This window comes from Arthrobacter sedimenti (genome assembly GCF_042652025.1).
GTDB lineage: Bacteria > Actinomycetota > Actinomycetes > Actinomycetales > Micrococcaceae > Arthrobacter > Arthrobacter sedimenti.
Window position 1 is genome coordinate 64,475 of sequence record NZ_JBHSDQ010000006.1, and the last position, 12,658, is coordinate 77,132.

12 protein-coding genes are annotated in these 12,658 nt (G+C 65.9%); 2 read left to right on the forward strand and 10 right to left on the reverse strand.

Translation table 11 applies throughout. From position 1 onward, the window contains the following. Positions 1–181: 181 nt before the first annotated feature. Both ACFO0G_RS14395 and ACFO0G_RS14400 read left to right on the forward strand, forming a co-directional pair. Positions 182–1,018 (forward strand): HhH-GPD family protein, encoded by an 837-nt coding sequence (locus ACFO0G_RS14395; RefSeq protein ID WP_376978696.1) that lies wholly within the window; start codon positions 182–184, stop codon positions 1,016–1,018. Positions 1,019–1,076: 58 nt separating this feature from the next. Further along, positions 1,077–1,508, forward strand: a complete 432-nt coding sequence (locus ACFO0G_RS14400) for a DUF3592 domain-containing protein (protein ID WP_286400998.1) — start codon at positions 1,077–1,079, stop codon at positions 1,506–1,508. A 30-nt stretch (positions 1,509–1,538) separates the two neighbouring features. Here the strand turns inward: ACFO0G_RS14400 and ACFO0G_RS14405 are convergent, their stop codons facing one another. The 10 genes from ACFO0G_RS14405 to lysS all read right to left on the reverse strand — a co-directional run bounded on the left by ACFO0G_RS14405 (position 1,539) and on the right by lysS (position 12,625). Then, a complete protein-coding gene (locus ACFO0G_RS14405) occupies positions 1,539–1,712 on the reverse strand; it encodes a hypothetical protein (RefSeq protein ID WP_376978427.1) in 174 nt (57 codons plus the stop codon). Between the two features lie 35 nt (positions 1,713–1,747). Further along, entirely contained in the window at positions 1,748–2,485 is a 738-nt protein-coding gene (locus tag ACFO0G_RS14410; RefSeq protein WP_376978429.1) for a PTS sugar transporter subunit IIA domain-containing protein, read from the reverse strand. Continuing rightward, positions 2,482–3,114: a dihydroxyacetone kinase subunit DhaL gene (dhaL, locus tag ACFO0G_RS14415; protein ID WP_376978430.1), complete on the reverse strand. Its 633-nt coding sequence runs from the start codon at positions 3,112–3,114 to the stop codon at positions 2,482–2,484. The genes ACFO0G_RS14410 and dhaL overlap by 4 nt, the downstream gene beginning before the upstream one ends. 2 nt (positions 3,115–3,116) lie before the next feature. After that, on the reverse strand, positions 3,117–4,118 hold the full coding sequence (gene dhaK / locus ACFO0G_RS14420; RefSeq protein ID WP_376978432.1) for a dihydroxyacetone kinase subunit DhaK: 1,002 nt from the start codon (positions 4,116–4,118) through the stop codon (positions 3,117–3,119). 248 nt (positions 4,119–4,366) lie between these two features. Further along, positions 4,367–4,876, reverse strand: coding sequence for an amino-acid N-acetyltransferase (locus tag ACFO0G_RS14425; protein ID WP_376978434.1), 510 nt, complete (start codon positions 4,874–4,876; stop codon positions 4,367–4,369). A 228-nt stretch (positions 4,877–5,104) separates the two neighbouring features. Then, positions 5,105–7,225 carry a S9 family peptidase gene (locus tag ACFO0G_RS14430; protein WP_376978436.1) on the reverse strand — a complete coding sequence of 707 codons (2,121 nt, stop codon included), beginning with the start codon at positions 7,223–7,225 and terminating at the stop codon, positions 5,105–5,107. A gap of 353 nt (positions 7,226–7,578) precedes the next feature. After that, positions 7,579–10,071 (reverse strand): ATP-dependent Clp protease ATP-binding subunit, encoded by a 2,493-nt coding sequence (locus ACFO0G_RS14435; RefSeq protein WP_142131592.1) that lies wholly within the window; start codon positions 10,069–10,071, stop codon positions 7,579–7,581. Positions 10,072–10,436: 365 nt separating this feature from the next. Beyond that, positions 10,437–10,769, reverse strand: a complete 333-nt coding sequence (locus tag ACFO0G_RS14440) for a histone-like nucleoid-structuring protein Lsr2 (RefSeq protein ID WP_142131595.1) — start codon at positions 10,767–10,769, stop codon at positions 10,437–10,439. A 138-nt stretch (positions 10,770–10,907) separates the two neighbouring features. Continuing rightward, the gene (locus ACFO0G_RS14445; protein WP_376978439.1) at positions 10,908–11,084 is read right to left on the reverse strand and encodes a hypothetical protein; all 177 of its coding nucleotides are present in this window, start codon (positions 11,082–11,084) and stop codon (positions 10,908–10,910) included. Between the two features lie 2 nt (positions 11,085–11,086). Beyond that, positions 11,087–12,625 (reverse strand): lysine--tRNA ligase, encoded by a 1,539-nt coding sequence (lysS, locus tag ACFO0G_RS14450; RefSeq protein ID WP_376978440.1) that lies wholly within the window; start codon positions 12,623–12,625, stop codon positions 11,087–11,089. Positions 12,626–12,658 lie beyond the last annotated feature (33 nt).

Here is a 12,658-nt window from a genome sequence, read left to right on the forward strand (position 1 = left end):
GGTTTTCGGCCCGCCGGAATCCATCCACTACAGTGTTGGCATCGACACTCAAACCTCCCCCATTACCGACGCATCAGTCGCCTCCGCGGACCTGGAACAGCTGCACCGGCGGATCAATGGCTGGTTCGCCGGCATTGCCCGCGACCTGCCGTGGCGGGACGCTGACTGCTCCCCCTGGGGCGTGCTGGTCAGCGAGATCATGCTGCAGCAGACGCCTGTGGTCCGGGTGCTGCCCGTCTGGCATGAGTGGCTCAAGCGCTGGCCCACTCCCGCCGGCCTGGCAGGTGAACCGGCAGGCGAAGCTGTCCGATCCTGGGGCCGGCTGGGCTACCCACGGCGGGCCCTGAGGCTGCACGCGGCGGCCACCGCCATCGTGCAGGACCACGCCGGCAAGGTCCCCGACACTTACGCGGAACTGCTGACCCTTCCCGGCGTGGGCAGCTACACCGCCGCGGCCGTAGCAGCTTTTGCCTACGGCCGTCGGGAAACGGTGGTGGACACCAACATCCGCAGGGTGCACGCCCGGCTCATCACCGGCACAGCGCTACCGGCCCCGGCCCTGACGGCGGCGGAAATGCGCCTTGCTGCCGCCCTGCTGCCGGACAACGACGAAACCTCCGTGCGCTGGAACGCCGCAGTCATGGAACTGGGGGCGCTGGTGTGCACGGCCCGCGCCCCCAGGTGCGCCGACTGTCCCGTGAGAGACTCCTGCGCCTGGCTTGCCGCCGGTGAGCCGCCGCCGTCGTACGTTCCCAAAGGGCAGTCCTGGCACGGCACCGACCGCCAGGTCCGGGGCGCCGTGCTGGCCGTGCTGCGGCTGGCGGACGCACCCGTGCCGCCGGACATGTTCCACCGCGAACCCGCCGATCTTGGCTACGCGCCGGAGGGAATCGGCGTGCCCCTGGCCGCCCTGCACCGGCTCAACTCCGCCCCCGAGCAATTGGACCGGGCGCTGGCAGGGCTGCTGGCGGACGGGCTGGCGGAGATGCACGACGGCGGCTTCCGGCTACCAGCCTGAGCAACCGGCCGCGGGGGCCGGGATGGCATACTTCTTGGTGACCGGAACCGGGGGAACCATGAAAACCATTCTGTACATCGTGTGGGCGCTGTTTGTTGCGGCCGCCATATTTTCACTGGTCTACGCGGCACGCAGGACCAAGCGCCAGAGCCAGCAGATGGCTGCGTGGCCCAAGGCGCAGGCTACTGTCACCGGCAGCGCCACCCGATGGATCGGCGGAACAGGCGGCTCCAGCCGTAACCTGCGCTATTACCCCACCTACCAGTTCACCGATCCGCGGGGCACCCTCTTCATGGGCAAGTCAGAAATTTCGACAGTGGAGCAGCCGGCGCCGGGCTCGCTGATCGAGGTTGCCTACAACCCGGTCAACCCGAACGAGTCGCTCCAGGTTTCCTCAGAACCGCGTACCGTAATGGGCTGCCTGATTGCGTTTTTCGCAGTCTTTGCCGTGGTTTCGTTCTGGTTTATCGGCGTCTTCCCGCTGGGTTAGTGGTACCCGGACCGGACCAGGAGCAGGCAGCTAGAACAGCGCGGGCTGGCTGTACTCTTCTTCCTCGGAAGTCCCGCCTGCCGGGCCACCGCCCACAGGTTCTGCCGTCCAGTTGAAGCCGAGTTCAGCGAGCAGTTCCTCCACGGAGATCTGGCCGTCCAGCACTTCGATTTCCTGGGAGTTGTCTGTAAACGGCCGTTCCATGCCACCGAGCTTATTAGCAGGAATGCCTGGGGTGGTCAGGGCTCGCCGAAGCCGGCCTCCACCAGGCCGCCCACATACTCCACGGCGCGTTCCGCATCGGGGCCCCACGCTTCCACGTGCAGCACGGTGCCTTTGCCCGCGCCCAGGGTCATCAACCCGGTCATGGACGCGCCATCCACGCCGTTGATGCTGACCTCGGCATCCAAAGAAGCCAGCCCCCCGGCCACCTTCGCGGCAGGCCGTGCGTGCATGCCTGCCTGGTTAACCAGTTCAAAGTCCCCGGCGCTGTCCGGCGCGGCGCTGGTGACGGGCCCCACCGCCCCGGATGCAGCCGATTCAGTCGGATGCGCCGGGCCCCCTGCAGCTTCGGCCGCCTTCCGTACCGCCTGCACGTCAGCTCCACCCTGTGCAGCGACGGCGGCGGCTACCAATCCTTCCACCAGCGGCGCGTCGGCGAGCAGGACTCCGGCCGGATTTTCCAGGAACTCCAGGGCCGATTCCGCGGTCATCACTGCCGACCCCAAGTCCGTGATGACCACGGTGCCGTTGGCAGCAACGCCGGCCCCGCCGGCCTGCCCGCCTTCCTGCCCGCTATCCTGGCCGCCCGCCTGTTCAAGGGCGGCGAGGACCTTCTCCAGGCTGGTGCCGATCCTGCCGTCGTCGGTGCCGCCGGCAGGAAGGATCATCACGTCCGGCGCCATTTGGGCGGCGAGCTCCACGGCGCCGTCGGCAATTTTTTCACTATGGGACACCACAACGATGCTGACGGTCACGCAGCCGCCCCAACGGCTGCCCGAAGGATCAGCGCGCTGGACACGGCGCCGGGGTCCCGGTGGCCGGCGCTGCGTTCGCCCAGGTAGCTGGCCCGGCCTTTCCGCGCGATCATCGGATCGGTTGCCACGGCCCCCGCCTCCGCAGCCTCGGCGGCCGCCACCAGGACGCCCAGGACGTCCGCGGTGCCGCCGTCCGCTGCCGCGCGGGCAGCATCGACAGCCGGGGTCCAGGCATCCACCATGGTTTTGTCCCCGGACTCCGCCTTCCCGCGCGCTACGATCCCGTCCCGTGCGGCCGTCAGGGCCCCGGTCAGGGCGGCTGCATCAACCTCAGCGGAATCGCCGAATGCGGTGGCGGCGCGAAGGAAGGCTGTGCCGTAGAGGGGTCCTGCGGCCCCGCCGACCTTCGACATCAGCGTCATGGCGGTCATCTTCAGCGCAGCGCCGGGCGTCTCCGGTGTTGATTCGCCGAGCTTGGCCAGGACAGCCTGGAAGCCGCGGTCCATGTTCTCACCGTGGTCCGAGTCGCCAATGGCCCGGTCCAGTTCGATGAGTTCAACGCGGTGCTCAGCCATGGCCTGCGCGCACAAGGTCAGCCACTTCACGGCCCAGTTGGCGTCCAGGACCACGGTTACACGCCCCAGCGCAGCGCGGCGGTATGCACGGGCGCGTCCCAGAGTTCCGTCAGCTCGTCATCGAGCCGGAGGACGGAGATGGAGCAGCCCTGCATTTCGAGGGCCGTGATGTAGTTGCCCACCAGCGAGCGTTCCACCGTGGCGCCGGCTTCACCGAGAACCTGCACGGCCCGCCGGTACACGATATACAGCTCGCTCAGCGGGGTGCCGCCCATGCCGTTGACGAAGAGCAGCACCTTGTCCCCGGAGCTGATCTTGAGGTCGGCCAGGACGGGCTCCAGCAGGCGGTTGGTGATGTTGTCCGCGGTCTCCATGGGAATCCGGTGCCTGCCCGGCTCGCCGTGGATGCCGATGCCGATCTCGATTTCATCCTCGGCGAGGTCGAAACTGGGTGTGCCGGCGTGTGGGACGGTGCAGGCGGACAACGCCACGCCCATGGTCCTGACGTTGGCGTTGACCCGTTCGCCGATCGCGGCCACCGCCTCGAGGTCGTCACCGCGTTCGGCGGCGGCGCCCGCAATTTTCTCAACCAGCACGGTGCCGCCCACACCACGGCGGCCTGCGGTGTACAGCGAGTCCTCCACCGCCACGTCATCATTGACCAACACGGTCCGGACGCTGACGCCTTCGGCCTCAGCCAGTTCGGCCGCCGTCTCGAAGTTCAGGACGTCGCCGGTGTAGTTCTTGACGATGTGTACGACGCCGGCACCTGAGTTCACTGCGAGGGTGGCGGGAAGGATCTGGTCCGGCGTAGGTGAGGTGAACACCGCCCCCGGCACCGCGGCGTCGAGCATCCCCTGCCCCACGTAACCGGCGTGCAACGGTTCATGTCCGCTGCCGCCGCCGGAAACCAGCCCCACCTTGCCAGCCACAGGCGCGTCCTTGCGCGTGATGTAGATGGGGTCTTCGCTGACGTTGACCAATGCGGCATGCGCCAGGCCAAAGCCCTGGACAGCTTCCTGGACAACGGATTTTGGATCGTTGATGAGTTTCTTCATGGCGTTGCTCCTGGCTGTGCTCCTGAAGGATGTGCTTCAGACCCTACTACCGGGATCCCGGCTGGCGGTAGGTTCGTCCAGCCCGCTTTTCCGCACTTATCCCACAGGTTTGCGTTCCGGACGCAGCAAAGGGACAGCCCCCAATGACTGTCCCTTTCCTGCGGCCCCCCACATATCGGCCTCCAGCAGTTTATCCATCAATTCGAGTAAAACCAAGAGGGCTTTCCGAAATACTGTCCCAAGCCGCTTTAGAGGGCGCGGATCATCCGGGTGTTGCCCAGGGTGTTGGGCTTGACGCGTGCCAGGTCCAGGAACTCCGCCACGCCCTCGTCGTGGGAGCGCAGGAGCTCCGAATAGACTTCCGGATCCACCGCTGACTGGTCCGCCATGACTTCGAAGCCGTGGCGCTTGAAGAAGTCCACCTCGAAGGTGAGGCAGAAGACGCGGGAAACCCCGAGCGCCCGGGCTTCCTCGAGCAGGCTCTCCACCAGGACATGCCCCACCCCTTTGCCGCGCCACTCCCCCGACGCTGCAAGGGTGCGGATTTCGGCCAGGTCCTCCCACATGACATGCAGCGCTCCGCAGCCGATCATTTCACCGTCGCTGGACTCGGCGATCCGGAACTCCTGGAGGCTCTCGTAATAGGCCACCGTCTCCTTCGCCATCAGGATGCGCTCCTCCGCCAGGGGCGCCACCAGCCTCTTGATGGCAGGGACGTCGCTGGTGCGTGCTGGGCGGATGTGGAAGGAGTCGGTCACAGTGCCATCCTACGAGGCGAAAGGCCCTCGGCTGGTTGGGGACGGGGCGGGGCGTTCCGGTACCGGCGCCATTTGCCGCTTGCTGCTCCTTCGTCGCTTTGACGCAAGCTAAACAAATGGCCCCGGCACCTTCACTTCGCTAGAGGCGCCCCACCCACAGGCGGCGGCGGTCAGGCATGTGTGTAGTCGCCGGCAAATGCCTCGGCCGACGGCGCCGAGCCGACCAGTTTAGAGTCCCAGTTCCGCCGGCAGGTCGAGGTCCTGGCCGAGGACGTTCTTTGCCAGGAACCACTCCACCACCTGGTACCAGACCTTGGCGTGCTGTGGCTGGAGGACCCAGTGGTTCTCGTCCGGGAAGTACAGGAACCGGTGCGCCGTCTGCCCGTCCTGGTCCGCCGCCAGCTTTGACTTGGACAGCAGTTCGTACCAGAGCCGCAGGCCTTCGCCGATGGGCACGCGATAGTCCTTGTCGCCGTGGATTACCAGCATGGGCGTGCTGATGTTTTCGGCATGGAGGTGCGGCGAGTTCTCCAGCGCCATCTCCTCGGTCATTTCCTTCAGCCAGTACTGGGATGCGTCGGTGGTGGGCCCGAACTGGTCCAACGCCCAGAGGCTCGCGTGGGTGACAACCGCCTTGAACCGGTCCGTGTTGCCCGCCACCCAGTTGGCCATGTAGCCGCCGAAGGAACCGCCCATGGCCGCGGTCCGGGTCTGGTCGATGTCCGGCCGCTCTATGGCGGCATCGGTCACTGCCATGAGGTCCGTGAAGGGCGCCTTCCCCCAGGATCCCCAGCCGCGCTGGATGTATGACTGCCCATAGCCGGTGGACAGCGCCGGATCCGGCAGCAGCACGGCATACCCCTTCGCGGTGAGGAGCCACGGATTCCACCGCCACGTCCACGCGTTCCAGGATCCCAGCGGACCGCCGTGGATCCACAGGAGCAGCGGTGCCGGCTGGTCCGCGGAAGCACCCTCCGGGAGGGCAAGGTAGGCGGGGACCCGGGAGCCGTCGGCAGCGGTTGCGGCAATGCGCTCCAGCCGGCCAGGGCAGGAGGGCCTCTCTGCAGGGGCAGGGAGGCGGGTGGTTTCCCCGGTGGCCAGGTCGATCCGCACAGCCTCGGCAGGAAACTCGTACGAGCTGCGCAGGGCATAGGCGCTGCGCCCCTCCGGCGAAATAACGACGTCGGAGTAGGCCGCGGCGTCCTGCGTCACCCGGGTGACGCCCACCTCAGCGGCAGCCGACGGAACGTTCACCCGGAAAACGGGCGACGCGCCGTCGTCGTCCGCTGTGACCAGGAGGCCCGAGCCGTCCGGAAGCCACGCGGCAGGCCTGGGCCAGCGGTCCCAGTCGTGCGCCAGAGGCTGGAGCCCGGCGCCGTCCTCCGCCTGACCGGAGACGTCGAGCAGGTGCATCTTGACCTCGGGGGCCCGCCGCGGGGTGGAATCGCTCTCGCTGACCACCACGAGCGTGCGGCCATCGGGGCTGACGGGACCCGGGAAGTAGTTCATGCCTTCCTGGTCCAGCAGCACCTTCAGGCTGCCGGATGCCACGTCCACCGCCACCAGGATGGAGCGGCTGTCCGCCTTGGCAAGGGGCCTGGTGTAGCCGCTGTAGATGGTCTTCCCGTCGGGGCTGACCACGGTCTCCGCCTCCCTGAGCCGCGGGCCGGCGTGCGGGGTTAGGTTGCGCAGGACCAAGGGTGCGGTGGCGTCAACCGTTGCAGGCTTTCCGGGTCCTTCAACCTCCCCCGCCTCCACCGCGAAGATCCGCGGCTGTCCCGGTCCCAGGTCCGCGTCCCAGTACCGGACCGGATACTCGCTGTGCAGGATGGCCGAGACCTTTTTGTCCTTGCGGGACTTGCGCCGTTCGGCGTCGTCCTCCTCATCGGCTGATCCCGCCAGGACCTCGGCGGTCACGAAGGCCGCGTCTGCGCCCTTGGCAGTGGTCACCCTGCCGACCCCGCCCGGCCGGCTGAGGACCACGCGCGCTTCACCGCCGTCGGCCGGAAGAAGCCACAGTGCGCTCACCGGCTCCTCGTCCGGACTGTCCGGATCGGGACGGGCTGATGTGAAGTAGACGTCCCCGTTGGCCGCGAAGGCGGCGCCGGCTTCGCCCTTGGCGCTGCGCGTGATGCGCCGGGCGTGCTTCTGCCCGGCAGGGTCCAGCTCCCACAGGGCGCTGGCGAACTCGGTGCCCTTGCCGTTCAAGGTACTCACCGTGGTCACCAGCCGCGAGCCATCCGGGCTCAACGCCAGGCCGCTTACCCGCGGGATGGACAGGTAGTGGTCGAGGTCGTGGAAAGGGGTCAGCGGTTGCTCGTCCGGGATCGCCGGATTCTGATTAGCCATGCTCCCGATTCAACACGTTTTGTGCTGCTCGTCACAAACCTTCAAGCCGACACGCTGATGCGTTGGCTCGGGCGTGGTTGGGGCGCGCCGCCACCGGTGCCATTTGCCGCTTGCTGCTCGTTCCTCGCTTTGACGCAAGCTACACAAATGACCCCGGCGCCTGCGCTTTGCCTAACGCCCACCAGTGCACGAGGTGGCGGACATCAGGGATTTATGTAGGCGCCGTCAAAGCGAGGAACGAGCAGGCGCCGGGAAATCTCTGATGCCCAGCCACCGGACCCAACCACGGTGTCGTTAAAAAGCGAAAACCCCGCCGCTCCCTTCGGGGAGTGGCGGGGCTTTCGGGTTCGCGCTTAGACGCTGGGGGCGATTTCCGGGATGCGCGGCTTGGCGTTGCCGGCGAAGGTGAACTTCGCGTCGTCGCCTTCGCCTTCGACATCCACTACGACGATGTCGCCGGTGTGGATCTCGCCGAAGAGGATCTTCTCGGAGAGCTGGTCCTCGATCTCGCGCTGGATGGTGCGGCGCAGCGGCCGGGCACCCATGGCGGGATCGTAGCCGCGGGTCGCCAGGAGCACCTTGGCGGCCTTGGTGAGCTCGATGCCCATGTCCTTGTCCTTGAGGCGCTTTTCCAGGCGGGTCACGAACAGGTCCACGATCTCGATGATCTCGTCCTGGGTGAGCTGCGGGAACACCACGACGTCGTCAACACGGTTCAGGAACTCGGGACGGAAGTGCTGCTTGAGTTCCTCCGTGACGCGGGCACGCATGCGGTTGTAGCCGGTCTGCGTGTCGGTGCCGGACTGGAAGCCGGTGGCGACGCTCTTGGAGATGTCCCGGGTACCCAGGTTGGTGGTCATGATGATCACGGTGTTCTTGAAGTCCACCACGCGGCCCTGGGAGTCGGTCAGGCGGCCGTCTTCCAGGATCTGCAGCAGCGAGTTGAAGAGGTCTGCGTGGGCCTTCTCAACTTCGTCGAACAGCACCACGGAGAACGGACGGCGGCGGACCTTCTCGGTCAGCTGGCCACCCTCTTCGTAGCCCACGTAGCCCGGAGGGGCACCGAAGAGCCGCGAAACGGTGTGCTTCTCGGAGTACTCGGACATGTCCAGGGTGATGAGGGCGTCCTCTTCACCGAACAGGAACTCCGCGAGTGCCTTGGCGAGTTCGGTCTTGCCGACGCCGGTGGGGCCGGCGAAGATGAACGAGCCACCGGGGCGCTTGGGGTCCTTGAGCCCTGCACGGGTCCGGCGGATGGCCTGGGACAGTGCCTTGATGGCCTCGTCCTGGCCGACGACGCGCTTGTGCAGTTCCTCTTCCATCTTGAGCAGGCGCGAGGATTCTTCCTCGGTCAGCTTGAAGACGGGGATGCCGGTGGAGTTGGCCAGCACCTCGGCGATGAGATCCTCATCCACCTCGGAGATGTCGTCCATGCCGCCGGACTTCCAGTTGCGCTCCTTCTCCGCGCGCTCGGAGATCATCTTCTGCTCCTTGTCGCGGAGCGAAGCTGCACCTTCGAAGTCCTGGGCGTCGATGGCGGATTCCTTCTCCATCTTCAGCTTGGCGATGCGCTCGTCCATGGCCTTGAGCTCCGGCGGAGCGGTCATGCGGCGGATGCGCAGCCGGGCACCCGCTTCGTCGATCAGGTCGATCGCCTTGTCCGGGAGGAAGCGGTCCGAGATGTAGCGCTCGGCGAGGCTGGCGGCCGAGGCCAGGGCGCCGTCCGTGATGGTGACGCGGTGGTGTGCCTCGTACCGGTCGCGCAGGCCCTTCAGGATCTCGATGGCGTGTGCCACGGAGGGTTCCTTGACCTGGATCGGCTGGAAGCGGCGCTCCAGGGCGGCGTCCTTCTCGATGTGCTTGCGGTACTCGTCCAGGGTGGTGGCACCGATGGTCTGCAGCTCGCCGCGGGCCAGCATGGGCTTCAGGATCGAGGCTGCGTCGATGGCACCTTCGGCGGCACCGGCACCCACCAGGGTGTGGATCTCGTCGATGAACAGGATGATGTCGCCGCGGGTGCGGATCTCCTTGAGGACCTTCTTCAGTCGCTCTTCGAAGTCACCGCGGTAGCGGGAGCCTGCCACCAGGGAACCGAGGTCCAGGGTGTACAGCTGCTTGTCGCGGATGGTCTCCGGGACGTCGCCGCGCACAATGGCCTGGGCAAGGCCTTCGACGACGGCGGTCTTGCCGACGCCGGGTTCGCCGATTAGGACGGGGTTGTTCTTGGTACGGCGGGAAAGGACCTGCATGACGCGTTCCATTTCCTGCTCGCGGCCGATGACCGGGTCCAGCTTGTTCTCGCGCGCAGCCTGGGTCAGGTTGCGGCCGAACTGGTCCAGGACCACGGAACCGGCGGGTGCGCCCTCGGGCTGTCCGCCGCCGACGCCTGCGCCGGTGGTTTCCTTGCCCTGGTAACCGGAGAGGAGCTGGATGACCTGCTGGCGGACCCGGTTCAGGTCGGCGCCGAGCTTGACCAGAACCTGGGCGGCAACGCCTTCACCTTCGCGGATCAGGCCGAGCAGGATGTGCTCGGTGCCGATGTAGTTGTGGCCCAGCTGCAGGGCTTCGCGCAGCGAGAGCTCCAGTACCTTCTTGGCACGTGGGGTGAAGGGGATGTGACCCGAGGGAGCCTGCTGGCCCTGCCCGATGATCTCCTGCACCTGCTCGCGAACGCCGTCGAGCGAAATGCTCAAGGACTCAAGAGCTTTGGCGGCAACGCCCTCACCCTCATGGATCAGACCCAAGAGGATGTGTTCGGTACCGATGTAATTGTGGTTCAGCATGCGTGCCTCTTCTTGGGCAAGCACAACTACGCGACGGGCACGGTCCGTAAATCGCTCAAACATTTCGCCACACTCCTAGCTACGACGTACTTTGATGCTACGTGGCCCGTCCGGCGATGTGGAGCGTGTTCGCCACAGGGGAAACCCGGCCTCTTGCGGGAATAGACACAGCAGTGGAGTGCAGCGCTGCGGAACCGGCCGGCAAAGGCACCGGAGGTGGGTACTGATACCGGGCCCCGGGGTTCTGCAAGGTCACCAAACGGACAGGAACCCAATACTTCCGGGGGCCGTCCAACTGCCGGCGCGGCCCGCAGAATAAGGCAAATGGCGCATGAGCAGATCCCGCCATAGCAGCATTATCAGGAAATTGAAAAACCCCGCCCCCGCCTTGCGGCGGTAAGCGGGGTTCCGTGGAGCTAAAGCCGGCCCTAGGAATTTGCCTTTTGGTAGGCTTCCTGGATTTCGGCCTGAATTCGGCCGCGGCTGTTAACCGTGTAGCCGTTATCCCGTGCCCATTGCCGGATTTGTGCTGAATCGTGGCTGCGGCCCCCGGTGGATGCCTTGGTGGCCCGCTGGCCCCGGCCTCCGGACGCCTTGCGCGCAGCGTTGATGAACCTCTCCAACGAAGACCGAAGTTCAGCGGCATTGGCTGCCGATAGGTCAATCTCATAGTTGGCCCCGTCGAGGCCGAACTTAACATTCTCGTCTGCGGATCCCCCATCCAGATCATCAACGAGGATGATGTTTACTTTCTGTGCCATTTAGGTCTTCCTCTTGCTGGAAAGTCGGTTTTCAGAAAAGCAGGATGTTTCCCAAAAAAAGTATGACTCTTATCTTGGCAACGCGTCAAAGCGCCTAATGGTTCCTTGGGGATAATTCCCGAAAGTAGGGGGTTTTATCTATTTGGATTCGAAACCCGGGTGGTCCCTGGGCTGCGCCGGGAGGGAATCCGCCTCGGCCTGGGCGCGGGCCTCCGCCTGCCGCTCGGCCTTGTCAGCGTTAAAGATGGCTTTCATGGCAAACCAGAACAGCAGGCCCACCACCAGGGAGGGAAGAATTACAGCTACATATTCCATGATCAGTGCCCTTCGGGCTTCAGCAGGGGGAACAGGATGGTTTCGCGGATACCGGCACCGGTGAAGAGCATCACCAGCCGGTCGATGCCCAGGCCGATGCCACCCATGGGAGGAGCACCGTATTCGAGGGCGCGGAGGAAGTCCTCGTCAAGCTGCATGGCCTCGACGTCGCCGGCGGCCGCGTGCATGGACTGCTCGGTGAGCCGCTCGCGCTGGATGACGGGGTCGATCAGCTCGGAGAACGCGGTGCCGCGCTCCATGCCGCCGATGATCAGGTCCCAGGCCTCGATCAGCCGGCCGTCCTCGCGGTGCGGGCGGGCCAGTGGCTGGGCGGAGGGCGGGTAGTCATAGACAAAGGTGGGGTTCAGCAGGGTGGGCTCCACGATTTCACCGAACAGCTCCACTACAAGCTTCTCGGCGTCCCACTTGGGGTCCACCTTGACATCGTGCTTGGCTGCAAGCTCCCGGAGCGCCTCAACCGGGGTGTCCGGGGTGATCTCCTGCCCAACGGCGTCGGAAAGTCCGGGGTAGACGGGCAGCCAGACCCAGTCGCCGTCGAGGTTGATCTCGCCCGCCTCGGTCTGAAGGACCCGCCCGGCACCCACGGCGTCGGCGGCGTCAAGGATGATCTCCTTGATCCGCTGCGCCATGACGAACTGGTCGGCCCAGGCCTCGTAGCACTCGAGCGTGGTGAATTCCGGGCTGTGGGTGGAGTCAACACCCTCGTTGCGGAACACGCGGCCCATGTCGTAAACGCGGTCGATGCCGCCCACCACTGCACGCTTGAGGTACAGCTCGGTGGCGATGCGCAGGGTCATCTTCTGGTCGAAGGCGTTCATGTGGGTCTCGAACGGCCGTGCCAGGGCGCCGCCGTGGACCAGCTGCAGGATGGGCGTTTCCACCTCCACGTAGCGGTGCCGGAACAGCGTTTCGCGGATGGAGCGGGTGATCGCGGCACGAGTGTAGACCATCTCACGGGCCTCGTCGCGGACCATCAGGTCAACGTAGCGCTGGCGGACGCGGGTTTCCTCATTCAGGTCCGCGTGCAGCACCGGCAGCGGACGCAGGGCCTTGGAAGCCATGGACCAGGAGTCGGCCATGATGGACAACTCGCCGCGGCGGGACGAGATGACCTCGCCCTTGATGAACACGTGGTCGCCCAGGTCAACCAGGGCCTTCCAGTCGGCGAGCGCTTCCTCGCCGATGTTGGCCAGGCTCAGCATCGCCTGGAGGCGCGTCCCCTTGCCGTCGGTGCCGCCTTCCTGCAGGGTGGCGAAGCAGAGCTTGCCGGTGTTGCGGACAAAGACCACGCGGCCGGTGACGCCGACGATGTCGCCGGTGGTGTCGTCCGCCTCAAGGTGGGCGTACTTTTCCCGGATCTCGGCAAGCGAGTGCGTGCGTTCCACTCCCACGGGGTATGCCTCCGTGCCGCGCTCAAGGAGTTTGGCGCGCTTTTCCATGCGGATCCGCATCTGCTCGCTGGCGTCGACGGGCTCTGGGGCATTCTTGGGCGCGGGGGTGTTTTGGGAAGTCACAATCATCAAGTTTACCGGGCATTGGCTACCCGGGTTCCC

Coding starts and splice junctions, on each gene's coding strand:
- dhaK (WP_376978432.1), bottom strand. CDS start 4,118: ATGAAGAAACTCATCAACGATCCAAAATCCGTTGTCCAGGAAGCTGTC.
- ACFO0G_RS14400 (WP_286400998.1), top strand. CDS start 1,077: ATGAAAACCATTCTGTACATCGTGTGGGCGCTGTTTGTTGCGGCCGCC.
- ACFO0G_RS14405 (WP_376978427.1), bottom strand. CDS start 1,712: ATGGAACGGCCGTTTACAGACAACTCCCAGGAAATCGAAGTGCTGGAC.
- ACFO0G_RS14445 (WP_376978439.1), bottom strand. CDS start 11,084: ATGGAATATGTAGCTGTAATTCTTCCCTCCCTGGTGGTGGGCCTGCTG.
- lysS (WP_376978440.1), bottom strand. CDS start 12,625: ATGATTGTGACTTCCCAAAACACCCCCGCGCCCAAGAATGCCCCAGAG.
- ACFO0G_RS14440 (WP_142131595.1), bottom strand. CDS start 10,769: ATGGCACAGAAAGTAAACATCATCCTCGTTGATGATCTGGATGGGGGA.
- ACFO0G_RS14430 (WP_376978436.1), bottom strand. CDS start 7,225: ATGGCTAATCAGAATCCGGCGATCCCGGACGAGCAACCGCTGACCCCT.
- ACFO0G_RS14435 (WP_142131592.1), bottom strand. CDS start 10,071: ATGTTTGAGCGATTTACGGACCGTGCCCGTCGCGTAGTTGTGCTTGCC.